Origin of the sequence: Bacteroides sp. 3_1_13 (genome assembly GCF_001185845.1) — a bacterium.
Taxonomy (GTDB): domain Bacteria; phylum Bacteroidota; class Bacteroidia; order Bacteroidales; family Bacteroidaceae; genus Bacteroides; species Bacteroides xylanisolvens.
Genome location: NZ_KQ236955.1, coordinates 2,765,947 through 2,789,648, shown reverse-complemented (window position 1 = coordinate 2,789,648; position 23,702 = coordinate 2,765,947). Strand labels below are relative to the sequence as shown.

36 protein-coding genes are annotated in these 23,702 nt (G+C 51.1%); 15 read left to right on the top strand and 21 right to left on the bottom strand.

All coding sequences use genetic code 11. The annotated features are described in order from the left end of the window. Window positions 1-76 precede the first annotated feature (76 nt). From HMPREF9009_RS10070 to HMPREF9009_RS10060, 3 genes are all read left to right on the top strand, one after another. The gene (locus tag HMPREF9009_RS10070) at window positions 77-358 is read left to right on the top strand and encodes a LysO family transporter (RefSeq protein WP_004321999.1); all 282 of its coding nucleotides are present in this window, start codon (window positions 77-79) and stop codon (window positions 356-358) included. Beyond that, the gene (locus HMPREF9009_RS10065; RefSeq protein ID WP_004307956.1) at window positions 355-963 is read left to right on the top strand and encodes a LysO family transporter; all 609 of its coding nucleotides are present in this window, start codon (window positions 355-357) and stop codon (window positions 961-963) included. The genes HMPREF9009_RS10070 and HMPREF9009_RS10065 overlap by 4 nt, the downstream gene beginning before the upstream one ends. Before the next feature lie 293 nt (window positions 964-1,256). After that, on the top strand, window positions 1,257-1,613 hold the full coding sequence (locus HMPREF9009_RS10060; protein ID WP_004316265.1) for a hypothetical protein: 357 nt from the start codon (window positions 1,257-1,259) through the stop codon (window positions 1,611-1,613). A gap of 63 nt (window positions 1,614-1,676) precedes the next feature. On the opposite strand, the gene HMPREF9009_RS10055 is transcribed toward HMPREF9009_RS10060, so the two are convergent. Both HMPREF9009_RS10055 and HMPREF9009_RS26390 read right to left on the bottom strand, forming a co-directional pair. After that, window positions 1,677-2,744, bottom strand: a complete 1,068-nt coding sequence (locus HMPREF9009_RS10055) for a DUF2027 domain-containing protein (RefSeq protein WP_049702046.1) — start codon at window positions 2,742-2,744, stop codon at window positions 1,677-1,679. Between the two features lie 257 nt (window positions 2,745-3,001). Next, on the bottom strand, window positions 3,002-3,214 hold the full coding sequence (locus HMPREF9009_RS26390; protein ID WP_007567577.1) for a hypothetical protein: 213 nt from the start codon (window positions 3,212-3,214) through the stop codon (window positions 3,002-3,004). 106 nt (window positions 3,215-3,320) lie between these two features. Here HMPREF9009_RS26390 and HMPREF9009_RS26385 point away from each other — a divergent pair, with 106 nt between their 5' ends. From HMPREF9009_RS26385 to HMPREF9009_RS10015, 9 genes are all read left to right on the top strand, one after another. Further along, a complete protein-coding gene (locus HMPREF9009_RS26385) occupies window positions 3,321-3,731 on the top strand; it encodes a hypothetical protein (protein ID WP_004291538.1) in 411 nt (136 codons plus the stop codon). Window positions 3,732-3,892: 161 nt separating this feature from the next. Then, window positions 3,893-4,108: a hypothetical protein gene (locus HMPREF9009_RS10045; protein ID WP_004291535.1), complete on the top strand. Its 216-nt coding sequence runs from the start codon at window positions 3,893-3,895 to the stop codon at window positions 4,106-4,108. Between the two features lie 11 nt (window positions 4,109-4,119). Beyond that, entirely contained in the window at window positions 4,120-4,341 is a 222-nt protein-coding gene (locus HMPREF9009_RS10040) for a hypothetical protein (RefSeq protein WP_004291534.1), read from the top strand. Window positions 4,342-4,354: 13 nt separating this feature from the next. Then, a complete protein-coding gene (locus HMPREF9009_RS10035) occupies window positions 4,355-4,771 on the top strand; it encodes a PcfK-like family protein (protein WP_004291533.1) in 417 nt (138 codons plus the stop codon). Next, complete coding sequence (locus HMPREF9009_RS10030; RefSeq protein ID WP_004291532.1) at window positions 4,768-6,099, top strand: PcfJ domain-containing protein; 1,332 nt, start codon at window positions 4,768-4,770, stop codon at window positions 6,097-6,099. The genes HMPREF9009_RS10035 and HMPREF9009_RS10030 overlap by 4 nt, the downstream gene beginning before the upstream one ends. A 24-nt stretch (window positions 6,100-6,123) precedes the next feature. Further along, window positions 6,124-6,381, top strand: a complete 258-nt coding sequence (locus HMPREF9009_RS10025; protein WP_004291531.1) for a hypothetical protein — start codon at window positions 6,124-6,126, stop codon at window positions 6,379-6,381. Between the two features lie 19 nt (window positions 6,382-6,400). Beyond that, window positions 6,401-6,634, top strand: a complete 234-nt coding sequence (locus HMPREF9009_RS24825; protein ID WP_004304291.1) for a DUF3873 domain-containing protein — start codon at window positions 6,401-6,403, stop codon at window positions 6,632-6,634. Beyond that, on the top strand, window positions 6,631-6,876 hold the full coding sequence (locus HMPREF9009_RS10020; RefSeq protein ID WP_004291529.1) for a DUF6956 domain-containing protein: 246 nt from the start codon (window positions 6,631-6,633) through the stop codon (window positions 6,874-6,876). The genes HMPREF9009_RS24825 and HMPREF9009_RS10020 overlap by 4 nt, the downstream gene beginning before the upstream one ends. A gap of 53 nt (window positions 6,877-6,929) precedes the next feature. Then, window positions 6,930-7,238, top strand: a complete 309-nt coding sequence (locus tag HMPREF9009_RS10015; protein ID WP_004304290.1) for a hypothetical protein — start codon at window positions 6,930-6,932, stop codon at window positions 7,236-7,238. Between the two features lie 33 nt (window positions 7,239-7,271). Here HMPREF9009_RS10015 and HMPREF9009_RS26380 read toward each other — a convergent pair whose 3' ends face one another. From HMPREF9009_RS26380 to HMPREF9009_RS09920, 19 genes are all read right to left on the bottom strand, one after another. Continuing rightward, window positions 7,272-7,661 carry a hypothetical protein gene (locus HMPREF9009_RS26380; RefSeq protein ID WP_004291527.1) on the bottom strand — a complete coding sequence of 130 codons (390 nt, stop codon included), beginning with the start codon at window positions 7,659-7,661 and terminating at the stop codon, window positions 7,272-7,274. Window positions 7,662-7,725: 64 nt separating this feature from the next. Then, window positions 7,726-8,253, bottom strand: coding sequence for a glycoside hydrolase family protein (locus HMPREF9009_RS10005; RefSeq protein ID WP_004291526.1), 528 nt, complete (start codon window positions 8,251-8,253; stop codon window positions 7,726-7,728). Continuing rightward, window positions 8,250-8,753: a DUF3872 domain-containing protein gene (locus HMPREF9009_RS10000; protein ID WP_004291525.1), complete on the bottom strand. Its 504-nt coding sequence runs from the start codon at window positions 8,751-8,753 to the stop codon at window positions 8,250-8,252. The genes HMPREF9009_RS10005 and HMPREF9009_RS10000 overlap by 4 nt, the downstream gene beginning before the upstream one ends. Then, complete coding sequence (locus tag HMPREF9009_RS09995; RefSeq protein WP_004291524.1) at window positions 8,750-9,652, bottom strand: toprim domain-containing protein; 903 nt, start codon at window positions 9,650-9,652, stop codon at window positions 8,750-8,752. Before HMPREF9009_RS09995 ends, HMPREF9009_RS10000 begins: the two co-directional genes overlap by 4 nt. A gap of 7 nt (window positions 9,653-9,659) precedes the next feature. Beyond that, window positions 9,660-10,235, bottom strand: coding sequence for a conjugal transfer protein TraO (locus HMPREF9009_RS09990; RefSeq protein ID WP_004291523.1), 576 nt, complete (start codon window positions 10,233-10,235; stop codon window positions 9,660-9,662). Window positions 10,236-10,237: 2 nt separating this feature from the next. Beyond that, window positions 10,238-11,224: a conjugative transposon protein TraN gene (traN, locus tag HMPREF9009_RS09985; RefSeq protein WP_004291522.1), complete on the bottom strand. Its 987-nt coding sequence runs from the start codon at window positions 11,222-11,224 to the stop codon at window positions 10,238-10,240. Window positions 11,225-11,258: 34 nt separating this feature from the next. After that, window positions 11,259-12,611, bottom strand: coding sequence for a conjugative transposon protein TraM (gene traM, locus HMPREF9009_RS09980; protein ID WP_004291521.1), 1,353 nt, complete (start codon window positions 12,609-12,611; stop codon window positions 11,259-11,261). Further along, window positions 12,592-12,900: a TraL conjugative transposon family protein gene (locus HMPREF9009_RS09975; protein ID WP_004291520.1), complete on the bottom strand. Its 309-nt coding sequence runs from the start codon at window positions 12,898-12,900 to the stop codon at window positions 12,592-12,594. The genes traM and HMPREF9009_RS09975 overlap by 20 nt, the downstream gene beginning before the upstream one ends. Before the next feature lie 6 nt (window positions 12,901-12,906). Next, window positions 12,907-13,530, bottom strand: coding sequence for a conjugative transposon protein TraK (gene traK / locus HMPREF9009_RS09970; RefSeq protein ID WP_004291519.1), 624 nt, complete (start codon window positions 13,528-13,530; stop codon window positions 12,907-12,909). A 31-nt stretch (window positions 13,531-13,561) separates the two neighbouring features. Further along, entirely contained in the window at window positions 13,562-14,566 is a 1,005-nt protein-coding gene (gene traJ, locus HMPREF9009_RS09965; RefSeq protein ID WP_004291518.1) for a conjugative transposon protein TraJ, read from the bottom strand. A 3-nt stretch (window positions 14,567-14,569) separates the two neighbouring features. Next, window positions 14,570-15,199 carry a DUF4141 domain-containing protein gene (locus HMPREF9009_RS09960; protein ID WP_004304283.1) on the bottom strand — a complete coding sequence of 210 codons (630 nt, stop codon included), beginning with the start codon at window positions 15,197-15,199 and terminating at the stop codon, window positions 14,570-14,572. Window positions 15,200-15,222: 23 nt separating this feature from the next. Next, on the bottom strand, window positions 15,223-15,603 hold the full coding sequence (locus HMPREF9009_RS09955; protein WP_004291516.1) for a DUF3876 domain-containing protein: 381 nt from the start codon (window positions 15,601-15,603) through the stop codon (window positions 15,223-15,225). 40 nt (window positions 15,604-15,643) lie between these two features. Further along, window positions 15,644-18,148 (bottom strand): TraG family conjugative transposon ATPase, encoded by a 2,505-nt coding sequence (locus HMPREF9009_RS09950; RefSeq protein ID WP_004291515.1) that lies wholly within the window; start codon window positions 18,146-18,148, stop codon window positions 15,644-15,646. Then, window positions 18,145-18,477, bottom strand: coding sequence for a DUF4133 domain-containing protein (locus HMPREF9009_RS09945; protein WP_004291514.1), 333 nt, complete (start codon window positions 18,475-18,477; stop codon window positions 18,145-18,147). The genes HMPREF9009_RS09950 and HMPREF9009_RS09945 overlap by 4 nt, the downstream gene beginning before the upstream one ends. A gap of 10 nt (window positions 18,478-18,487) precedes the next feature. Next, on the bottom strand, window positions 18,488-18,805 hold the full coding sequence (locus HMPREF9009_RS09940; protein WP_002560983.1) for a DUF4134 domain-containing protein: 318 nt from the start codon (window positions 18,803-18,805) through the stop codon (window positions 18,488-18,490). Window positions 18,806-19,006: 201 nt separating this feature from the next. Next, complete coding sequence (locus HMPREF9009_RS09935) at window positions 19,007-19,735, bottom strand: hypothetical protein (protein ID WP_004304280.1); 729 nt, start codon at window positions 19,733-19,735, stop codon at window positions 19,007-19,009. A gap of 16 nt (window positions 19,736-19,751) precedes the next feature. Then, entirely contained in the window at window positions 19,752-20,105 is a 354-nt protein-coding gene (locus HMPREF9009_RS09930) for a DUF3408 domain-containing protein (RefSeq protein WP_004291505.1), read from the bottom strand. 2 nt (window positions 20,106-20,107) lie between these two features. Beyond that, window positions 20,108-20,548, bottom strand: coding sequence for a DUF3408 domain-containing protein (locus tag HMPREF9009_RS09925; protein ID WP_004291503.1), 441 nt, complete (start codon window positions 20,546-20,548; stop codon window positions 20,108-20,110). A 2-nt stretch (window positions 20,549-20,550) separates the two neighbouring features. After that, the gene (locus HMPREF9009_RS09920; protein ID WP_005783105.1) at window positions 20,551-21,477 is read right to left on the bottom strand and encodes a ParA family protein; all 927 of its coding nucleotides are present in this window, start codon (window positions 21,475-21,477) and stop codon (window positions 20,551-20,553) included. On the opposite strand from HMPREF9009_RS09920, the gene HMPREF9009_RS26140 reads away from it, so the two are divergent. From HMPREF9009_RS26140 to mobB, 3 genes are all read left to right on the top strand, one after another. Continuing rightward, window positions 21,476-21,640 carry a hypothetical protein gene (locus HMPREF9009_RS26140; protein ID WP_196029218.1) on the top strand — a complete coding sequence of 55 codons (165 nt, stop codon included), beginning with the start codon at window positions 21,476-21,478 and terminating at the stop codon, window positions 21,638-21,640. The genes HMPREF9009_RS09920 and HMPREF9009_RS26140 overlap by 2 nt on opposite strands. Window positions 21,641-22,021: 381 nt before the next feature. Further along, window positions 22,022-22,450, top strand: coding sequence for a conjugal transfer protein MobA (gene mobA, locus HMPREF9009_RS09915; protein WP_004291488.1), 429 nt, complete (start codon window positions 22,022-22,024; stop codon window positions 22,448-22,450). After that, window positions 22,429-23,676, top strand: coding sequence for a conjugal transfer protein MobB (gene mobB, locus HMPREF9009_RS09910; protein ID WP_004291483.1), 1,248 nt, complete (start codon window positions 22,429-22,431; stop codon window positions 23,674-23,676). The genes mobA and mobB overlap by 22 nt, the downstream gene beginning before the upstream one ends. Window positions 23,677-23,702: the final 26 nt, after the last annotated feature.

Sequence of the window (23,702 nt, the reverse complement as noted above, 5' to 3'; positions counted from 1 at the left end):
TGAAAGAAATCGTGGAAGAGATTAGCCAAGATTTACATTTAATACTATCTTTGCAGCCAAAAAGCAGGCACTAACTATGTTTATCATTATTGGAATTATGCTGACAGGCATGCTTCTTGGCTACTTGTTACGCAGTAAAAGACTATCATGGATACACAAGATAATCACTCTCCTTATATGGATTCTTCTCTTTCTTCTCGGAATAGATGTAGGGGGTAATGAATCTATCATCAAAGGATTACACACTCTTGGACTGGAAGCTGTTGTCATCACGGTAGCTGCGGTCATAGGAAGTACTTTATGTGCATGGGGCTTGTGGTACCTATTATATAGTAAAGGAAAGGAGACAAAAGCATGAAAGGTAGTTTGATTATTGTCTCTTTTTTCATTATCGGCACTCTTTGTGGAGTTTACCATCTTATCCCATACGACTTCACCGACAGTAAACTTAGTTACTATGCCCTCTGCGGACTCATGTTCTGCGTAGGTATCAGCATCGGTAACGATCCGAACACCCTGAAGAGTTTTCGGTCCCTGAATCCCCGGCTTGTATTCCTTCCTATCATGACGATACTCGGCACATTAGCAGGCTGCGCCATAGCGGGAGCTTTTATGAGCCAGCGAAGTCCTTTAGACTGTATGGCAGTTGGAGCCGGATTTGGTTATTACTCGCTCTCCAGCATATTTATCACCGAATATAAAGGTCCCGAATTGGGAACTATCGCATTACTTTCCAATATTATGCGTGAAATTATCGCTTTGCTGTGTGCACCCTTATTAGTGAAATATTTTGGAAAGCTAGCTCCTATTTCTGTTGGTGGAGCCACAACGATGGATACCACTCTTCCTATCATTACCCGATATTCGGGAAAGGAATTTGTAATCATTTCCATCTTCCATGGCTTTGTTGTCGATTTCAGCGTTCCGTTCCTAGTCACATTCCTTTGCTCAATATCATTTTAACAGCAATAAATCCTAAAATAGAGAAATACTCTACTATCGTTTTCGCACACGTATTACAAAAATGTTTCATAAAAAGGTATTTTTATATCAAAAAGCAGATCATCTCTTGACTTACATCAAGAAATCAGCCTAAAAAGAATCTTTTCCTTTTCTTTATTTTTATGCTATAAAACATATTCTTATATTTGCATAGGTAAAAAGAAAAAGCTAAGCGCTTAGACAGTATTTTCAATAGGTATTAGATTTGTTTTTAGGAATAGTTTTTAGGTATAACAATTAAAAAAGTAGGTATTATGAAACGTTTAGGATTAACATTAGTGGCAGCGCTCTGCCTTGCTGCTTCAACATTTGCAGCCGGAAATCAGCCTACAACTGCAAAATGGGAAGGTAACATCAATGTAAGTAAACTAGGCAAATATTTAAAGTTAAACTCCGATCAGAGTGAAGAAGTAGCCAATATTTGCGATTATTTCTCCACACAGATGTCAAGAGCCACAACAGCGAAGAAAGATAAAGAAGCAAAATTGCGCAACGCTGTTTATGGTAACTTGAAACTGATGAGAAAGACTCTTAGTGCTGAACAGTACGCCAAGTATGCAGCTTTGATGAATATCACTTTACAGAATAAAGGTATTGAACTGAATAAGTAAAATGATTAATATGTAAAAGAGAGAGAGGGTGGAAGCCGGTTGGCTTCCACTTTTTTTATACTATTATTTAATAGTCACCATCGTAGCCCCAAACCCATATTCCTGGAAAGAAGCATCCTGATAACGGCAATTACTATATTTCCGTTTCAATTCATCAATGACAGCCTTTCGAAGTACCCCATCCCCCTTGCCGTGAATAAAGACAATCTTCTGTTCACGCTTATTCTTATAAGTTTCCATCACTTCGCGAAACTTATCCAATTGATAATTCAGTATTTCAGCATTGCCCATCCCTTGAGTATCATCCAGCAAAGAATCAATATGAAGATCTATTTCAATAATTCCGCTCTTTCCGCCATGAGTAGTATGGTTTGGTTTCACAATAGGTTGTGACTTCGGTTTATCTACAGACTTCTTCTGCAACAAAGCCTTTTGAATCTCCTCCGCCGAAACATATACTTGTTTGGCAGGCATATCATCTTTCACAATGTCATAAATCAAAGCCGGTTCTTCAAAGAAATCAGAATCGCTAAAGGTATGAAGTTTATAGAACTTCACGGTATCGATCCGTATCTCCACACTAACAGCCGGTTTGATAGCCGCAGGCTTACCGTCCTTGAAGGCGATCAACTGAACAGCCACCCGTTCCATATCATTCAGTACATCTTTGGTGAACTCTTCCAACAGCAATTTTGTATTAGGCTCCACCAAACCGTGCGAACGGTTCTTCCATGCTTTCCCTTCGGCACTCAAATAAGTGTAATACAAATAATAATTGCTATCATTTACCAGATAAGTTTCAAAAGGAGTAGTCATCATCGCTTTTGCGTCTTCGGGCACATAAGCCAGAAATACATTCAAAGTATCTCCTCCACGCACCTCCGGCTGACGTTGAATAACAGGCATCTCCGGTTTTACCGGTTTAACAGGTTCTTCCGGTTTCGGCGCAGACGAACCGGGTTTACGCCTCATATTATAGTCATCTGTTTCAATCACGACACACTCGCGTATCGGCATTGGAATATCAAACCCATCTGCATCTTCTACCAACACAAAATCCTTTCCCTGGAATCCAGTTACGATTCCACCGCCTACCTCACTAAGAAAGCGTACTTTATCTCCTATTTTCATTATTGTATATCCAATTAAAATTCAAACTCAAAAAAAACGAGTAACAAAGATAGAGATTTCTATGAAATTAAATGGAGATTCGGTTCTAAAAACAAACCGTCTGCCTTTATTCCTCTTTTTATTGTAACTTTGCAACGTGAAGTTACGAAAAGAGTGTAATTTATTGGAAATGAGCGTAGGTTAATTGCTCTTGATAGTAATAGGTTACGATTTAGTTAGTTATCTACTGCATTATCCTTCTGCGCGTTGCGTAACCTTCAAAGAACTCTTCGTATGCAAAAGTAGCTATTTAATTCGAGATTTTGATATAAACTCCCGTTTTTTATCCCCTCATTCATAAGAATTTTCCGTAAAAGCGGTATTGTCCGTCGGCACACCATTGCCCAAAACGAGTTTGGAACAAACGTGTGCCGACTACCGCATAGCTGGAGAAAAGGGCATTGCCTCACGCCTAAACGATGTTTAGACAGATGAAGCAATGCCCCTTTCTTTTGCGCCTATGCCAAGAGGTGCTTTTACGGGTTTTCAAATGATTTTTCTTTTTTCGCTGTCTCTTTTGCCGGAAGCGGAAAGTGAATGCAGAGTGTGTCAGCCTGCCCCATGAATGAAACAGGCGCCCACACACAGCCGGACAAACCGGGAAGAATGATTGTTGCCACCCGGCTGAACAAGTTTCGTCGGATCGGAAACAATCATACTTCCTTTGTTGTGGTTTGCCCTTTTCACGCTTCCGGTGATGTCTTTTTCCTTTTGGTGATTCTTTTTTTTACGGATTTTCCCCTGAAGTTTTTTTCTACACAATCTGCCTCTGTTTTCGTTTACCTCCATTTTGCGCCTTTCAGTAAGCCGCATCAGTCAGTCATTTTCGTTCTGGGCGCAAAGGTAATTCCGGGATTGGACGGGAAAGCAAGGTCAAGCCTCCTGTTTTCGGTAAAAATCTCCAGCCCTGCGGGTAGTATTTTGACCGAAAAACCTTGCATTCCCTAATCCCTACCTTTTCAAGCACCCGAAACGAAAACGACCGATGCGACAGAAAGACGCATAAAAAAAATGTCGGATAAACGAGAGGCAGATAAGATAGTTTGAAACTCAACTCCCTCAGCTCTTGAATCCGCATTAAAAACAAAAAAATCAAAAACAGCGAAGATATGACGGCAACGGCAAATTTCAGACAAATGGCGCAACACATCGGGTTGGCGATATGCGGCTTGATGATGCGCACCGCCTTCGGGGTGTTCGGCATCCTTTGGGGCATCATCAGAGAGATTGTAAACGGAGTGTTCCGAGTGGCGATAGGTGTAATCGTGGCTATCCTTTCCACCATTGCCTTCTTTGGCTTCATCCTTTGGTTATTCACCCTTTAACCCTTACCGACATGGCAAAAAGAAACAGCAAGACGGCAGCGCAGCAGTGCAGATATTACGAGGTGGACAACATCTTCGTGTATATGGTGGAAACGTACATCAACGGCAATTTTGAAACTTTCCGAAGATTGTACCACGAACTGAACAAGGACGCACGGAGGGATTTCATGGACTTCCTTCTCAGCGAGGTAGAGCCGACCTATTGGAGAGAGATACTGAAACAGATAATCTAAAAATGACAGCGATATGAAAGGAACAGACCATTTCAAGAGAACGATATATATGTACTTGGAACAGCGTGCGGAGGAAGATGCGCTATTTGCAAAGAAGTACCGCAACCCTGCCAAGAACATGGACGAGTGCGTGACCCACATTCTGAACTATGTGCAGAAAAGCGGTTGCAACGGTTTCACGGACGGAGAGATATTCGGGCAAGCCATCCACTACTATGAGGAAAACGAGATAGAGGTGGGCAAACCGATGGACTGCCAAGTGGTTGTGAACCACGTTGTGAAACTCACGGCAGAGGAAAAGGCGGAGGCACGTCAGAACGCTGTCCGCAAATACCAAGAGGAGGAACTCCGCAAGTTGCAGAACCGCCACAGACCGTCAGCGAGAAAAGAAAACCAACCCCAACCCTCATTATTTGATTTAGGCTTATGAAACCGAAGACCAAGATACAGAAAGAGGTGGCAAGACTTTCCGCCAACCTTCGCCCCATATCAGCGACACAAATAGATTGGGCATACCGCCACTGCGTTGAGCATATCGGCTACCGCACCAAGAAAGGGAACATCACCTGTTCCGACTGCGGTCACGAGTGGCACAGCGACAGCGGACTATGCGACACCCTTGAAGGCTGCACCTGCCCCAAATGCCATGCCGAACTCAAAGTGCAGGACACACGCAGACGCATCTACAAGGAAACGCAGAATTTCAGCGTGATAACCACCTGCAAAGGGTATCAGGTAATCCGCGTGGCGCAGGTCAGATGCGAGAGCAGGAAAGGCGAACCGATGCGTTTCTACTGCCACGAGGTCGTGCAGCGTTGGATTTCACCCGACGGCAAGGTTACGGACATGGCGTTGCTCCGTGGCTTCCTTTTCTGCTATTGCGATGTGTGGGCATTAGGCAGCGATATGGAGGTAAGACCGCACAACAGCCTATACGATGATGTGGTGGCAAGAAGCTGTGCATATCCAAAGATGAGGATATTGCCCCAACTCAGACGTAACGGCTTCAAGGGCGATTTCCACGGCATCTCCCCCGTGCGTCTTTTCAAAGCCTTGCTTTCAGACCCAAGAATTGAAACCCTTATGAAAGGCGGTGAGATTGAGGTCATGAAACACTTTCTTTTCAATACCCGTACTGCCGATGAATGTTGGGCATCATATCTGATTGCCAAGCGTCACAAGTATCAGATAGACAACCTCTCAATGTGGTGCGACTATCTGCGTATGCTCAAAAAACTCGGTCAAGACCTCCGTAACCCGAAGAACATCTGTCCCGAAGATTTCATGGCGGCACACGACAACGCAACCCGAAAAATTGAAGCCATACACGAGAAGGAAAGAGCCGCAGAGCAACGCCGTTGGGAGATTGAAAGGCGTGAGCGTGAGCAACAGCGACAACTCCAACGAAAGAAAGATGCGGAGGATTTCATCGCCAACAAATCCAAATTCTTCGGCTTGGTAATCACGGACGAGGAAATAATCGTCAAGGTGCTTGAAAGCATAGACGAGTATTACAACGAGGGCAAGACGCAGGGCATCTGCGTGTTTGGCAGTGGATACTACAAGAAAGCCGACACCCTCATACTATCGGCAAGGATTGGCGATGAGATTATTGAAACCGTAGAGGTGGACTTGCGAACCCTCGAAGTGGTGCAGTGCCACGGCAAGCACAACCAGGACACCGAATATCACGAGCGCATCATAGACCTTGTGAACAAGAACGCCAACCTTATCCGTGAGCGGATGAAAGCGGCATAGCATAACCCCTAAAACAACATTGATATGGAAGTAAGAATTGAAAGTATGATTTGTGTGTGGGATGATGCAATCCCCACGATGTTCCTTGAATTTGTGAACCTCCTCACTCTCACAACGAGTGAGGGGGAATTGAGAAAGAGCGTAAAGGAGTTTGCCGAGAAGCACGAACTTGACAAGTTTTTCCTTTACGGCTTCGGCTCACACCATTTCTACCTGCACCAACGCTACACAAGCAACCCCGAAATGGTGATGAAGAACAGAGTTCTGTCAGTACATTTTTAACCATCTAAAAAGCAACATTATGACAACACGAATGACCATCAACGGAGTAAGCACCTGCGCGGAAGCAGGTACGGAGAAATACGAGCGTTTCCAATCGGGTATCGGAAGACGCAGGCGGACACTTGTGCAGTACGACTACCGCCACCCCATAGACAGAGAATTGTTCTCTTGTGTCAAACCCACGTTGGACGAGTGCCGAGCCGCACGGGACAAGTGGCTGAACGCAAAGAAGGGAAAGGAGGACAGACTATGAACACGACCTATCAAACGCTGATAGTCAAGTTCAGCGAACCTATCACGGCATTGGACGGTATCTTTGACGATACCGGAGCGTGGGGAACGGACACCCTCAAGGGGTGGATAGATGATTACGAAAGCACACGTTTCACCGCCACCGACAGCCATACGGCAGTCATCACGAGCGAGTACAATATGGAATGTGTGAAAGAGTGGCTACAACGGCAGACCCCCATTTCCGAAATGCGAGAATTTTGAACGGGATGGCGGTGTCCGCACCGCCAATACTTAAAACCCTAAAAACAAAAGATATGATAGCCAAGACGATATTACAGCAGATAGGCGGAAAACGCTTCACCGCCATGACAGGTAGCCGTGATTTCATAGATATGGGCAACGGCTTACGGATGAGCCTTGCAAGGAACAAAACAAGTGCCAACCGCCTTGACATCATCTATGACGAAGGGGCAGACCTCTACAATATGCGCTTCTACCGCAGGACGTTCAGCAAAAAGACCTTTGAGTGCAAGACAAAGGACATTGCCGTACACGAGGGTATCTATTTTGATATGCTGGAGGAAATGTTCACGATGGTGACGGGACTTTACACACGCTTTTGAGTGGCGGGGCGGCGAGAGCCGCCCTACTTTCTTTCAGTGAGCATGATGGCGGACAAAGAAAGTAGCAAAGAAACCTTTGTCCAATCTGCGATAACTAAAAAATCCGCAAGTAAAACTTGCGGAGGCTATATATTGGGTCGTTATTTTTTGGTGGAGGGGAATGATAATCTCGAACCGTTGAACTACACATTTCTGCTTCGTCTCCATTTCCCCCAACGATTTGATACGTTCAATCATTTTTGTTGTTCCTTTCTGAATTTTCCTAAATACTTTCTTCATAATTTCGCTATACTTTTTATGGTTAATAACTATGTTTTGTATTGCTCTCACAACACTTACAACTTGAAGTGTTATTTGGAAACCGATAGGCAAAAATGGCTCAACGATGTCAATTAACGAGAAAATCCTACGATAATCTATCAAGTGATAGAGCAAAAGACGTGCCAAGTTAAATATGGCACGTCTTTTGCCAGTTTTGTCAGTCCTTTTATGGGATATACAACAGCGCAAACTCCGCCTTTCTCCGTTTGAGCAGCATGGCGTGGCGTTTTCCTTTGTAGTTGCAGAAGGCTATATACTCACGGTAGATGTTCCTGTCACCAGCTTCCAGCTTCTTGATTAAGGTGCTTTTGGGGATTGTTTTGCTGCCTAACAGCTTCGCCGGTCCCACATTGTAAGCTAACGTGCCAAGCAAAATCGAATCAACCCCGAATTTACGGAACATGGCGACAAATTTGCGCAGGTCTTTCCGCAAAAGTTCATCCGCATCCCGTTTTGTCATGGTTCGTGCCGAATACTTCTCGTTTGGCAAAAGTTTGTGACCCCAACCGACGTATGGGTAGTGTTTTTCTGAGTGCCAGCCTTCAAAGTAGCGGCAGCATAAAAAAGCACGTTCCATAAGCGGCAGTCGGTAGATTGCCGCCTGCCCGTCCGTTCCCTCTTGGCGGCTGATCTGCGCGGACACAGAACAGACCGTCAGAAGTGAACAGAGCATTGTCATGAATACACGCATCATTTCAACAAGGGGCTGAAGTTGCCGATGGGAACGATGGTAAGATCGTCGTCCTTTACATTCCTGTTGTTGAAGTCAAATTCCAGTTCGTAGGAGTTGCTAAAGTTATCCTCCACCACCACGATGAAATTATGCGCCTCATCACCCGCCGCCGTGTAGTACAGGCGGAATTTTTCGTTCTCCAGCAGGTAGCGGTCGTTAGGCAGGAAGGTGATGCCGTTATCCATTTTGAGCGAGCCTTCCCCCTCGAACTGGAAATAGCGGATGGTATAGAGCGTACCCGAAAAGTCGCCCTCCTTTTTCAGTTCACAGCGGATTTCCACTGTCTGCCCCTTTACTACCTTGTTCGGCACGGGCATGACCTCCACCGTGAAGGGATAGGACTGCTGGATGTCCATGTCATCGTCACATGACACGAGGGTGAATGACATGGCGGCTATCAGGCATAACGCCACTGCCTTGAATATTGATGTTCTCTTGTTTCTGTTGTTCAGTATGTTCATTGTTCTTCGATTTTTAGATGGTTGTTTTTCTGTTTTTTCGTTGTCAGTTGCAGGTACTCGTTCAAGTCCTTGCAACCGTCATAGAGGGAGGAACGGTCGGTGACACGTTCCCCGTATCGCATGGTAAGTGCGGCAAGCGTCCGCCGTCCGGCTTCGTCACGGTCGAGGAAGCAGCCGATGCGCCCGTATCCGTCCAGCAATCCCGCCGCCTTCTCCACGTTGGCGACTGAGTTCAGCACAAGACAGTCAGCGTTACCGGTTACACCAAGCGTCACGGCAGAGAGAAAGTCCATGAAGCCCTCGAACACGAGGCACTCGTCAGCCGGGATGTCATTCGCCTTTACCAGTGATACAGACTTCGGAGGTATGCAACCCTTGAAATATCGGCTTCTGACTTCATAGCCACCTGCCATGTTCGGAAAGCCAACGGCAAAATACCGTTTCCCACGCACACCGTAGTTCAAGCGGCAGCAGTGACGGGATGCGATGGCGTAAGGGATGCCCCGTTCCTCTAAATACTCCGTCAGCAGTGAGCGGAGCAGCGGAGCGACCTCCACATCCTCAAAAACGGATTCGGTCGGCTTCGAGAGATAGACGGGCTTTTCCCATCCGGCAACCGTCATATTGGCGGCTTCCGCTATGAACTTCGCTTGCTTCATGAAGTCATCGCTTTGCAGAAACTCCCCGGCAAGCGTGAAGATGTCGCCGCCCTTGCCCAAACCGAAGTCGTACCAGAGCTGTTTCGCCACGTTCACACGGAAAGAGGATGTGCGCTCGCCCCTGTACGGGGCAAGATACCACAGCTCGTTACCGCTCCTTCTGACAGGCTCATGCCCCAGCCGTGCGAGAAAATCCGCAAGCGGCATCCTTCTGACAGCATCTATTTCCGTCCTTTCCATGCCCGTGTCAGTTGATGATGAACTTGATACCGACCCCGAACTGCGTGTGGAACTTCCGTGTGTCGCCACCCCAAAGGCAACGCTCCCGCAGGTTGGCAAGCAGGGCGATACGGTCTGCCACGTAACACTCCACATCGAGCGTCAGCGCACCGCCGTAGATGAAGGCGTCCCGGTCGTGCAGCGTGGAGCCGTCATGCAGCACCTTCTTCCCCCAATTTACCGCCTCATATCCGGCGAGAGCCGAAGCCCCGGCATAGACGAAAACAATCTTTCGGGCGTCCGACAGTATCTTGAAGTAATAGCCGCCCTCCGCCGTGAACTGCGCCACGGGTATCTTGGTGTCCTTGTAGGGATTGTTCTTCAACAGGTATTCGCCACCGAACACCCACTTGTTCCCCTTCTTCGTGTAGGTGGAGAGAGCCGCCCCGAAGCTGTACCCGCCGTCCTTGCCGCCGAGATTGAAGCCGTCCGCCATGTCCGCCCTCACCTCGATGCCCTGCATCTTCGGCAGACACCGCTGGGCGTGCGCCTGCCCTGTAAAAAGGGCAAGCGACGCGATGATTATTGCGATGTACTTTCTCATGGTCAGCGTACTTGAAGTTCGTTGATGGTACCCGCGCGTACCAAATCCTCGTTCTCAATCACGAAGGACTGGTGACGGCCGCCGTTCTTCTCGTTCAATTCCACCACGAGGCACTTGTCATCGGGGATGGTGAACTTCGCCATCGTGAAGACCGTGCGCTCGCTCTTTTTGCCCGGCACGAGGGTGGCGTAGTTCTGCGCGCGGAGCGGCAGAATAATCTGCTCCTGCACGGCAGTACGCTTCGCAACCTTCTTGTCCACGATTTTCCAAGTGATGTAGTCCACATCGAAAGGCACGTTGCTCTGGTTCTTTATCTCCGTGTGGAAATAAAGCAAGCCGTTGTGCGTGTAGATGCCTTTCAACAGGTATTGGATGCCGAAACGCTTGCAGCCGATATGCTTCACCTCGCGCTTGTTCTGTTTGTGGATGGACTTCATGATAAGGCGCACCAGCATCGGGCTTTCGCTGCCCAGCTCTTTCAGATAGATTTCCTGCGCGTTGTTCGGGCGGTTCACCGTGCTGCCGTCATGGATGAAGTCGCACATCTCCACGTTGAGCAACAGCGGTTCGGCGGCGTACTTCACGTTGAAGGTGTAGAAACTGCCGTCCTCCGTGATGACGGACATATTCGTTTCGTTGGGAAAATTCCTTACGGTAGCCTTCACACGGATGATGTTCTCCGCTCCGTCGGCTTTCCCGGCAATCAGGTCGGGCGAGCCTAAATCGACATAGCGCACCTCCGCCGGAAAAATGACGTGGACGGTCTTGTCGTAGGTCACTTCCAGACCGTGCGGCGGTATCATGCGGTCGAAGGTCAGCTTGCGTGACAGCCCGTGATATAGGTCGCCGTCCGCCTCCTTCTGCGGATAGACCTCCTTCGTCAAGGTCGGTTGTTCACTTCCGTTGGTCGTTTCAACGGTTACATTCTCCTGCGCGTTGGCAGTTATGATGCCCATAGCGAGGGCAAACATGATGATTACTTTTCTCATTACTTTTGGATTTTAGTGGTAATTTTTATTGTTTTCAATATTTTTCTTGGTAAAGCATGACCCTGTACCCGGCTTTCAGATGCACCTTGACGGTTCGCATCTTTTTGGCGATGTACTGGCTCGTGCCTTGTATCAGCCCCTTGCCCAAGTCGGAGGCGAGCTGCGCCCCGGCATTGGTGGAGATGTTGATGCTGCTTCCCAGCGAGCCGCCCATGTTGGCGGCGACCTCCCGGACGGCGTTCATCTCCATCGAGTTCGGGATGAAGATGCCGGGCTGTCCGTCCGTGTCATAGACCGCAAGCTCCACGGGGATAATCGTGCCGTCGTATTCCAGCGAGGTAATCTCGATGTCGAGCCGCTCACCCTGTATCTTGCCCGTGCCGACCACCACCGCACCCCGGGGTATTGTCCTGCCTGCCACCGCCATAGGCTCCAGCAGGCGCAGCCTTACCGTCTGCCCGTCCGTCACGCTCTGCGCCCCATGCACGCACGCCGGTATGGTGTTCCTGTCCAATACCTCCGCCGTGCCGACAGCCGTGTTGAAACCCCGGTTGCGTTCCTGCGATAAGGCGGCGACAAACTCCGCGTTACTCATAGGCTGTGAGAGTGAAGAAACTACTTGATGCTCCACCTGTCTGATAGGCATTGCCTTGTTCTTCTTCCCTTTCTGCACGGTAGTTGGCTCTGCCCTCTGTTCCGCCGATGGCTGTCCTCCGTTCTGACCGCCCATGTACTTTGCCGCCAGCTCGTAGGACTTCTCCATAAGAGCCACCTGCTCGTCCATAGAGGAAGCCTTGCCCCTCTCGCTTTCCAGTTCCGACTCCAGCGATGCGATGCGCTCCAACAATTCGTCCATCTCCGCATTGTCGTTTTTCGGCTGGTCGTAGAAGTTTCCGAGCGTGGCGTTCAGGTCACGGTAGGCGGCTGCGGAGGACTGGATGGTCTGCGGCGTGGCTGGCTTTGCCCTTTCTTCCTTGCCGCCCGGATTGGCGAGGTCGAAGTCCACTCCGTTCTCCGTTCCCGCTATCTCGCGGTCGAACATGTCGCCCAGCTGCCCGATGGCACGGTTGCGGCTCTCCTGACGCTCTTCCATCTCCCCATGCTCGTAGGCTTTCAGCTTGTCGCCGATAATCTGCCGGTTCGCCTTGTCAGCGTCGGGCATCTCGGTGTTGTATCCGTCCGTTCCCGGCGGTTGCTCCTTGCCGGAGGACGGGGCGAATATCAGCCACATCGCCCCGATGAACACCAACACCATAGCGGGCAGCACGATCATCTTCTGCCGTTTCAGCCGTTGCGCCTCTGTCAGCGGTTCGCGCTCCTTTTTCGGTTTCCCCGTTTCGGGAGCAGCTTTGTTCTCTTTCGTCGGTTCATTCTTTGTCTGTTCCATATAAATAAGGTGTTAAGTGATTGCCTGTTTCCGCCGGGGTCGGCAGTTCCACCCGTCCGGCGTGTCCCGTTTCCATATGTGAGCCGTCGTTCCTGCCGATGTCATAGACGGCTCTGCCGAAGGTGTAAAGGGCAAGCACCGCGAAGGCGGCGAACATCCCCAGCACGATGCGGCGGCGTGTTTCCGGCGGCAAGCCGTCCAGATACCCTTTGAGACTTGCCGCCAAGCGTTTCCGTTTGTCGTGGAGTTTCCAATACATGCCCCACATTGATTTTCTGATACTTTTCATGTCCTGTTACCGTTTGATAGTCTGTAAATCCTTGTTCTCAATGATGGTGAAACCCTCGATGGTAAAACCGTTCGGGTTGTCATCCGACCGCGATGCGTTCAGCAGGCGGCAGGTGGTCACGAGGCTGCGCTCGGTGACGTTGCTCTGCCGGATGATTTTCTGTGTGGCGTAGGTCACGGCACGGTAGGGATAGGCGTTGAAGTCGCACACCACGCTGTCCACCTTCAGCACTTGGTTGATGTTCCCGGCGATGATGCGGTTGTAGTACCCCTTCTCCGCGAAGTCCGAATAATAGTGGTACACGCTCTTGTCCGCCAGCAGCAAGGCACGTTTCACGTTGTGTTCAATCGCGCTTTTTTCAGGTGATAGCGTGAAGAACATCTCGTGGAAACGGCGCACATGTTCCCGTGCCTCCGCCGGGCGGTTCTGCGACAAATCCTGAGACAAGGCGAGCATCAGGCTCTTGCCGTTGTCCAGCACATAGATTTTCTCCCGTTGCTTCTCTGCGAAACGGTAGGAGTTCCACACGCTCCACACCGTCACCACGGCGCACAGCGAGAGGAAGACGATACCGAACAGGCGTATCTGCCTGAACGACGATTCGATGTTTCTAAGTGATTTGAATTCCATTTATATTTTCCAATTTATGATTGCACATTGATTATTTCAGCAATTTGCCGACACGTCCGACTGCGTTTCCTGCGGCTGCACCCGCCACGCTGCCCGCCATGCTTCCGGCTCGTCCCGCCATCTGGTTCACGTTGCGACCGTAACCGCCCATGCCTCCGGCTTGGATAATCCAGCCCGCAACGGTGGGAATGGTAAAGTAGCCGATGATGCCGATGCAGAGGAATACGATATACACCCCGTCGCTCGAATCCAGCGAGAAGTTCGGGTCTGCCTGCATCCGCTCGATGTCGTTTTGCAGCATCAGAACCTGTATCTTCGCCAGTATGGTGCTGAACATGTCCGATACCGGTAGCCACAGATAGACCTGTATATAGCGGCATATCCACTGCGTGAGCGTGTTTTGGAAACCGTCCCATACCGACAGGGCGAAGGCTATCGGACCGAGAATCGCCAGCACCACGAGAAAGAAGGTGCGGACGGTGTCTATCACGAGGGCGGCGGCTTGGAACAGCAGTTCGAGTATCTCGCGGAAGAAGTCGCGGATGCTCTTCTTCATGTTGTACATTCCCCGGTCGATATACATTCCCGCCATCGTCACCATGTCGGAGGGCGACCAGCCGAGTTCCTCCAGTTGCTTGTCAAATTCCTCGTTGGACACGAGGTAGGCGGTTTCGGGGTTGCGTACCATCGCCTCGTATTCCAGTTTGTCCTTCTGCTCCCGGTATCGGTTCATGTCCAGCGTTTCCGCCTCCAGCATCTTTGCCGTGCCCTGTACGACGGGTGAGAGGATGCTGTTTATCGTGCCCAGCACCACAGTCGGGAAGAACATGATGCACAGACCGATGGCAAAAGGACGGAGCATCGGGAATACGTCTATCGGTTCAGCTCTCGCCAGCGACTGCCATACCCGGTAGGCGACGTAGAACAGCGCACCCAGCCCGGCGATGCCTTTCGCCACACCAGCCATGTCCCCACACAGCGGCATCATCTGCTCATAAAGTGAACGTAAAATCTGATGAAGGTTGTCGAACTTCATAGGCTACCAGTATCTTTCGTTCATGTTCCCGTACAGCCCCATGATGCGGTCGAGGTCGTTCTTCTTTTTCGCACGCAGGTAACTCACGGAGATGTTCTTGTTCGTGTAGTAGCTCACGAGGTTGCGGTAACGCTTCATCTTCGAGTGGCAGCGTTCCACCACGTCCATGCGCTCCTTGTCGGTCATGGAGAGCGTGGTGATGTTCACCACGTTCCTGAGTTCCGTCAACACTTCGTTGCTTTCCTCCAGCAGTTTCGTGTAGCCGAAAGCGATTGCGGAAAGCTCTTCGGGTCTGAAATTCCCGTCACGGAGCATCCGTTGGAAACTGTTCACATAGATGTCTGTGATGTCGCCCACCATCAGGATGGTCTGCTGCACCTTGCGGGCGTCCTTGACCAGATTGTTCACCGATTTGAGGGCATCGTAATACTTCTTGCCCTGCTGATAGATTTTCACCGTCTCCTGAAAGTTGCTCACCATGTTCGTGGCGGTCTTGGAGGTATGGATGATGTTTTTGGAGGCATTGATGATGCCCTGCGCTAGATTGCCCGGATCGCTTACGACCCACTGTGCGCTTGCCCTGCCCGCGAAAAGCAGGCACAGGCAGATAATCATTGTTATTCTTGTTCTCATGTTACTTTGGATTTTAGTGGTTGTTATTCTTCGGTCGGATGTCCCGGCTGCGGCTTCACCCGCACATAGTCCCCGTTTGGCGAGAAAGTCAGCACATCCGTGGCCTCGTTGTAGGACACGTCGATGCGGAAGCCGGTGTTCATGAACAGGTTGCCGTTCTCCTCCTGCAAGAGATAGGTTTCCGGCTTGAGCTTGCGGCGCAGACCGCTACGACGGAACACCGTCACTTTGTAGGCTTCGCCCTCCTTGTAGATAAGCACGTCAGGTTTTCCCTCCACGCTCTCCCAGTTCCCGCACAGCATGTCGCGGCGGTTGTCGGCCACGTCGCAGGATTGCAGCATCATGACCGCCAATCCGATAAGGCACTTGCTGACTTGCAGCATTTTCACTTTTGGTAAATTCATACGCGTTTTTCTTTTTTGGTTGATACATTCTGTTTTTTAGTTATTCCTTGTTTCTCCGCCTTTCGGCAAGCTGCCGGATGGCGGCTTCGATGTCGTCGCCCAGCTTCTCCGCCAGACGGTAAACCTCCACTTTTTCCGTTTCCTCGGTGGTGTACGCCAGATACTCTTCCGCGCTGACCTCCGTGGCATAGACCGCCGACTGCGTGCCGCCCAAGCCTATCCACACCTCCTTGTAGAGCCGTGAAGGGTTGTTCGCCATGTTGATGGAGAGTATCTGCGACTTCTCCTTTTCCGTCAGTCCGAGCAACGCCTGTATCTGGTCGAACTTGTTCATATATTTCCTTTGGTCAAGCAGGATTTTACAATCCGAGTTGTTGATAATGCTCTCTTTGACCACCGGAGAACTGATAATGTCGTCCACCTCCTGCGTCACCACGATTGCCTCGCCGTAATATTTTCTGACCGTCTTATACATATAGCGCAGATATTCAGCCATGTTCGCCGATGAGAGGGCCTTCCAAGCCTCTTCCACGATAAGCTGTTTCCGCACGCCTTTCAGCCGCCGCATCTTGTTGATGAAGGCTTCCATGATGATGATGGTCACGACGGGGAACAGTTCGCGGTTTTCTTTAATCGAATCTATCTCGAAGACGATGAACCGCTTGCCGAGCAGGTCGATGTTCTCCGTGGAGTTGAGCAGGAAATCGTAACGCCCGCCCCGGTAATACTGCCGCATGGTGGTGAGCATGTTGTCGATGTTGAAGTCGGACTTCTCCACCTTGATGTCACGCTGTGCCAGTTCCTTGCGGTAGTCGTCACGCATATACTCGTAGAAGGTGTTGAACGACGGCACGATGCTACGGTCGGATTGGATGCGCTCAATATAGGCACTCACGGCACTGCCCAGCTCGCCGCTCTCCGTCTTTGTCACCTTGTCGTCCTCCGACTTCCAGAGCGTCAGCAACAGGGTCTTGATGCTGTCCTTCTTCTCCACGTCGAAGATGTAATCGTCGGTGTAGAACGGGTTGAAGCTGATGGGCTTATCTTCCGTGTAGGTGAAATACACACCGTCCGCTCCGCCTGTCTTGCGTCGGATCATGCCGCACAAGCCCTGATAGGAGTTTCCCGTGTCCACCAATACCACATGTGCGCCTTGCTCATAATATTGGCGCACGAGGTGGTTCATGAAGAAAGACTTGCCGCTGCCCGAAGGACCCAGCACGAACTTGTTGCGGTTGGTCGTGATACCTCGCTTCATGGGCAGGTCGGAGATGTCAAGGTGCAGCGGTTTTCCCGTGAGCCTGTCCACCATCTTGATGCCGAAGGGCGAGAGCGAGCTGCGGTAGTTGGTTTCCTCTGTGAACAGGCACACCGCCTGTTCGATGAAGGTGTGGAAACTCTCTTCCGCCGGGAAGTCCGCCGCATTGCCGGGTATCGCCGCCCAGTAGAGTGTCGGGCAGTCGATGGTGTTGTGGCGCGGCACGCATTCCATGCTTGCCAACTGGCTGCCCACGTCGTTCTTGATATGCTTCAGTTCCTCCGCATCGTCGCTCCACGCCATGACGTTGAAGTGTGCCCGTACCGAGGTCAGTCCGTAGGAATGGGCTTCGTTCAGGTATTGGTCTATCCACTCGCGGTTGATGCTGTTGCTCCTTGAATAGCGAGATAGCGACTGCATGTTACGGGCGGACTTCTCGAACTTCTGCAAGGTTTCCTCACTGTTGTCTATCAGCACATACTGGTTGTAGATATGGTTGCAGGAGAGCAGAAGCCCCACCGGGGAGGCGAATGACAGTCGGCAGTCACTCCGGTCGGTGGAGAGCTTCTCGTAACGGGTGTCGGTAGCCACCTTGCCCGGCAGGTCTTCCGCGTCGGAGAGGGTGTGCAGACACAGGCGGTTGTCGCCGATGCGCATCTCCCTTGCCGAAAGCTCGATGTCCTGCAAGGTGGTGTCACCTTCCGGCATGAGCGAGAAGTAGCGTTCAATAAGTCCCGTCTTTCCCTCAGTACCCACAATCTCATCGGTGGAGAGGCGGCGCAGCCTGACAAGCCCGCTGTCGTTCATGATGCGCTCGAACTGTTCGCAGGCTTCCAAGAACTTGGTCGTGGTTTCCCTGTCCAGCTCCTTCGGGATGATATGTCCCCGGCACAGCGTGCTGAAATTGCTCTGCATCCGGTTACGCTCCTTTGTTGTCTTGGTCAGGTAGAGGTAGCAGGTGTGTTTCAGGTACGGACGCTCGTTGAAGTGACGCTCGAAAGAGCGGCTTAAAAAGCTCATGTCGTCCTTCTGAAGCTCCGGTTTGTAGCGTTCCTTGATGAACCAGTCCTGTTTGTGGACGACGGAGTAGTCCGGCAGCACCTTGATAGCCTTGCACCAGCAACTGTGTATCGCCTCGTACTCCGCACCCGTCACGGTGTAAAGTTCCGGTAGTTCCACCTCGAAAGCCACCGTGATGTCGGCGTCCTTTGAGATGATGCAGCCATGCTCCACCGCTAAAAGTGGGAACCTGTTTTCCAGTGTTGTCATTTTCGATGTATTCCTCATTGTCTTTCTTCCTTTCGTTGTCGTTTGAACAGACGGGTTATCCGCCGCCGGTTGATAAGGTATCGGGGATGGCTCCGTGCCGCTCCTAATTTCATCAGCCCGTGTTCACCGTACCGGGCGTTCAGCGCGAAGGTCTGCCATACAAGGAGGGAGGACGATGCCGCGCCGAAGCCGATACATATCCACTGGTCGATACCGACCATGTAGAGGATGACGAACAGGACGAAGAGAGCCAGCAGACCTCCGCAGAAGATGAAGAGGTACTGTGCCTTCAAGCCCTTGAACTCTACCGGACGGCCGATACCCTTGTTGATTGGGTATTCAGCCATACATTATTTATTAAAGGAAGAATGAGCGCAGGATGGTGGCGGCAACAATCAGGAAGATGCACGCGCCGAACCACGAGGCGGCTGTCTTGCTGGTGTCGGGGTCGCCCGATGAAAACTTGCCGTACACTTTTACGCCCCCGATAAGCCCGACGACTGCACCGATGGCGTATATCAGTTTAGTTCCGGGGTCGAAATAAGAACTCACCATAGAGGTGGCTTCGTTGATGCCCGCGATGCCGTTTCCCTGCGCGAAAGCGGAGGCGGTTGCGGCGATGACAAGTGCCGCGGAGAGGATTGCTTTTCTGTTTTTCAAGATGTTCTTGTTCATAAACTGTTCTTGTTTTTTGCCGTCAAAAGGGTGGATGGTCCTTTGTCGGGCGGTTGATACTTTGTTTCTTTACTTTGGTTTTAGTGGATGCCCGTTTGTTTCCACGGACGTGGGCGTGTCCGTTGCGGATGGGGATGCGCCTTGCGTTTCCTCGCCGCGTGGGTTGATGTCATTCTTTCATGTTCATTTCTTTTATTGTTGTCATACATAGTTGCGAATGTCGAACTCCTCGATGTTGTCCGGCACGACGAACTCCTTTTCAGATTTCTTCAGCCGAATCTCGATAAGCCCCTTGATGCGGATGCCTATCTCCGAAGAGCCTTCCATCATTTTCTCGTACAACTCCGTGCCCTCCATGTCGGTGAACACCTTAGCCGCCTTTTCACGTTCCGCCTGTGTCGCGTCCGGGTTTTTGGCGGTCTTGCAGGCGTCGTCAATCTCGTCAAAGCTGCTGCCCGAAGCCCGTGGCGTGTCCGAGGCGTCCTCTTCCGGTTCGTCGTCCCCGTATCCCAGTTCCTCCGGCGGTATGCTCGTGAAGGTCTCATCGAGTTTTTCCTCCGGGACTTGTGCCGGGCGGGATGCGTTTCCCGTTTTTCCGTCGTCAAAAGTAGCCTCTTCCTCCGACAGCTCAATGCCTTTTTCAATAGTGGCGGCTTCTTGCGTCGGTATGGCAGCGGTTGTCCGGGTGGATGCCATCCTGAAACGGCTCTTGCCGATGATGTCCGCCTTTTCCGCAGGGACTTCCTCGTGTGCCGCTATGCGTTTAGCCTCATTCCCGTCCAGTGACCGCCATAATCCGACAATGCCCTTGAAGAAGCGGACAATCCGCGTGTCCATGATGCGCTCGTAAAGGAGCAGGAACAGGAACCAGAGGTTGCAGCCGACCGATACCGCCAGCAGAATGTCTGTCATGCTGATTGTGTAATTCATATCCTTCCGTTTTTGGTTAGAATACTGAATTGTAATTTCGGGCATAAAGGCTCTTTATCGCATCTTCGCACTGGTTGAAGTGGTGCGTCAGCACATGGTCGATGTAAGCGGACAGCGTAAGCCGGTCATGCCCGATTACACGGGTGATACGCATGATACGCTCGTGGTACTCCGGGCGCACATACGCCATCTTCCCCTCACGTGCCTTTACTTCCGGGTCGCGGATGAACAGGCGTTCATAGTCCTTCTCACTGCATTTGCCGCTTACCGGGACAGGCGACAGTATTTCCACACTCGCCTGCACTTGGGTAAACATACCTCCGCAGTCTTGCTGTGGTCTTTTTTCATTCGGTGTCATTTCTTTTTCCATTTTCAAATCAGATCTTCACGTTGTTTCTTGTACAGTTCGTTGATTCTCTCCTTGTGCTGTTCCAGATGCTGGCGCAGCACGGTATCCACATATCCGCCTACTGAGATTTCCCCTCCGGCGATGTCGTTCACGATTCTGAGGATCTTGCCGTGGACGTCACGGCTGATATAGACACATTGGCGGGTCTTTATCTCGTTGCGGCGCAGGAATAGCTCGTTGTAGTCCTCGTCCTGCCTTTTCCGGCGTCCACTTTCCCTCTGCGCTTTTTCCCGTGTTACGGGTTGCACAGGAGATGGTTCCGGTGCGGCGGTGTCCTCTTCGGTCGGTGCAGCTGCGGGTACTTCCTGTGCGGGGCGCAGTGTCCCGTCCTGTGTGCGCCGCCCGATGGAGGCTAACAGCAGTTCCTCGTCGATGCCTTCCGTGTTCACTTTCCTGCTGCCCATGCTCACTGCGGTCTGATGATGTCGCTTATCTCTTCGGAAAACTCCCGGATGCCACTCCCTTTCAGCAGTGCCGTGTCCATCGGGAAGATGGTGGAGCGGAAAACGCTCTTGCGCTCTTCCGAAAGGTCACGGCGGAACTTCTTGCTGTCGGGCAAGCGGGTGGAAAGTACCGGAAAGCCCATTTCGGCTATCACTTCCTCGTAGATGCCGTACAAGTCGTTCCTCTCCCTGCCGTCCACCATCGTCCAGAACAGATGCAGCCCCTTTGTTTTCGCCTGTCCGGTAGTCATCAGCCTGTCGCGGAACATCGTGACGAATTTCAGGGTACTCTCCACGACAAAGCGGTCGGCACTCAGCGGAGTGAAAATGTAGTCCATCTGCGAGAGCGTCTTTATCACGCCGTTGCTTCGGAGTGTGCCGGGCATGTCGAAGAACACCACGTCGGGTTTCACGTCCTCAGTGGCAATCATCCTCTCGGCATCGTCGAGGGCGTTCACCGCATTGCTTTTGACGATGGTGTAGGCGTTCTTTTTGATCCGGCGGAAATGGTCGCAAGCGAGAGCCTTGAAGTAGGTGCTGCTGTCGATAAGCCCCATTTCGTGTTCGCGCAGCCCGTGGATGCTGTGCTGCGGGTCGTCGCAGTCCACGACGGCGACATTGTAGCCTTTCACGTTGTGCAGGTAGCTGGCGGCAAGTGCCGTGACAGTGGATTTGCCGATGCCACCTTTCTGTGTTGCGAATGCAACGAAGATTTCCTTACTCATAGTTCCATTTATTTTAATTGTTGATGATTTGTTTTTCTGTTTCCATACGGATTTGGCTGTCGCACCATCCGCTTCCGTGACTACACACGCAGGCGGGTCGTCGCGTATCCGGTTCTGTGGTGAAGCGGTGCGTCGGACAAATGGTGATTGACGACATTGCGTCATGAAGTCATTGAATCCATACGTCACCGAATTGTCGGAGAACCGGGTTTCCGACGGTTCGGGTATCCGTTTCGGCAAGTATCCGAAGAAGCGGATTTCCGGGTATTTGAATGTTCCGTTTATCATATCTTCAAATCGTTCGTTTCTTGAATCATGCTGCAAATAAACAAGTATATTTTGGAACCTGTATCACTTCTCCGGCAAGTGGCGGCACGTTGCGCCGGTTGGCAGTCATTGACCGGGTCAAGCATCTGTCCGATACCGCTTTAAGGGCGTAACTTTGCACCCGGACAGCAGGGTTCGCCGATGACGCGCGGCCCGGAGTCCTGAAAGGTATTTTCCCAATCCGTCCCCTGACGGATTTTTATGTTCACCTGAACATAGCAAGATGTCTTTTCAGCCGCTCAAAATATTTTGAGCAGCCACGAAAAGCACTTGCCCTTGCAGGGGGCGGGCTTTCCCTCCGAAGTCGGGAAGCCTTTCAGAACTGCGGTGCTGTAATCCGAAGCGGCGGCTTATGCCGTCAATCCGCTAAATCCAAAGTAATATGAAAGAGAAAAGGAAAAGCAAATCAGGGAGAAATCCCAAACTTGATCCGGCGGTGTACCGGTACACCGTCCGTTTCAACGAGGAGGAACACAACCGTTTCCTCGCCATGTTCGGAAAATCGGGTGTCTATGCACGGTCTGTTTTCCTCAAAGCGCACTTCTTCGGGCAACCGTTCAAGGTGCTGAAGGTGGACAAGACGTTGGTGGACTATTACACCAAACTGTCGGATTTTCATGCACAATTCCGTGCCGTGGGTACGAATTACAACCAAGTCGTGAAGGAACTGAGGCTGCATTTTTCAGAGAAAAAGGCGATGGCGTTGCTCTACAAATTAGAGCAACACACCGTCGAACTCGTGAAACTGAGCCGCCGGATTGTGGAACTTTCAAGGGAAATGGAGGCAAAATGGTCGCAAAAATCAGTGTAGGAAGTTCGTTGTACGGCGCGATTGCCTACAACGGGGAGAAGATTAACGAGGCGCAGGGGCGGCTTCTCACCACCAACCGCATCTACAATGACGGTTCGGGAACGGTGGACATAGGCAAGGCGATGGAGGGTTTTCTCACCTTCCTGCCACCGCAGATGAAGATCGAGAAGCCGGTGGTGCATATCTCTCTCAACCCGCACCCGGAGGATGTGCTGACCGATATTGAGTTGCAGAATATCGCCCGCGAGTATCTGGAAAAACTCGGTTTCGGAAACCAGCCTTATCTTGTATTCAAGCACGAGGACATCGACCGCCACCACCTGCACATCGTGACGGTCAACGTGGACGAGAACGGGAAAAGGCTCAACCGGGATTTTCTCTACCGCCGCAGCGACCGTATCCGCAGGGAACTGGAACAGAAGTACGGATTGCATCCGGCAGAACGTAAAAATCAGAGATTGGATAATCCGTTGCGCAAGGTGGCCGCATCGGCAGGTGATGTGAAGAAGCAGGTAGGCAACACCGTGAAGGCTCTGAATGGGCAGTACCGTTTCCAGACGATGGGCGAATACCGTGCGCTCCTTTCCTTATATAATATGACGGTGGAGGAAGCGAGGGGCAACGTGCGCGGACGGGAGTATCACGGGCTGGTCTATTCCGTCACGGACGACAAGGGTAACAAGGTGGGCAACCCGTTCAAATCCTCGCTTTTCGGGAAGTCCGCAGGCTATGAAGCCGTACAGAAGAAGTTTGTCCGTTCCAAATCGGAAATCAAGGATAGGAAACTGGCAGACATGACGAAACGCACCGTCCTTTCCGTGCTGCAAGGCACTTATGACAAGGACAAATTTGTATCCCAACTCAAAGAGAAGGGCATCGACACCGTACTGCGCTACACAGAGGAAGGGCGCATCTATGGGGCTACCTTCATCGACCACCGCACGGGATGCGTGCTGAACGGTTCGCGCATGGGTAAGGAGCTTTCGGCGAATGCCTTGCAGGAACACTTCACCCTGCCATACGCCGGACAACCGCCGATACCGCTATCCATCCCTGTGGATGCTGCGGACAAGGCACACGGGCAGACCGCCTACGACAGTGAAGATATATCGGGCGGTATGGGCTTGCTCACTCCCGAAGGTCCGGCGGTAGATGCCGAGGAAGAGGCTTTCATCCGGGCGATGAAGCGCAAAAAGAAGAAAAAACGCAAGGGCTTGGGTATGTAATCAGAGTATCAACAATTAAAAAATCA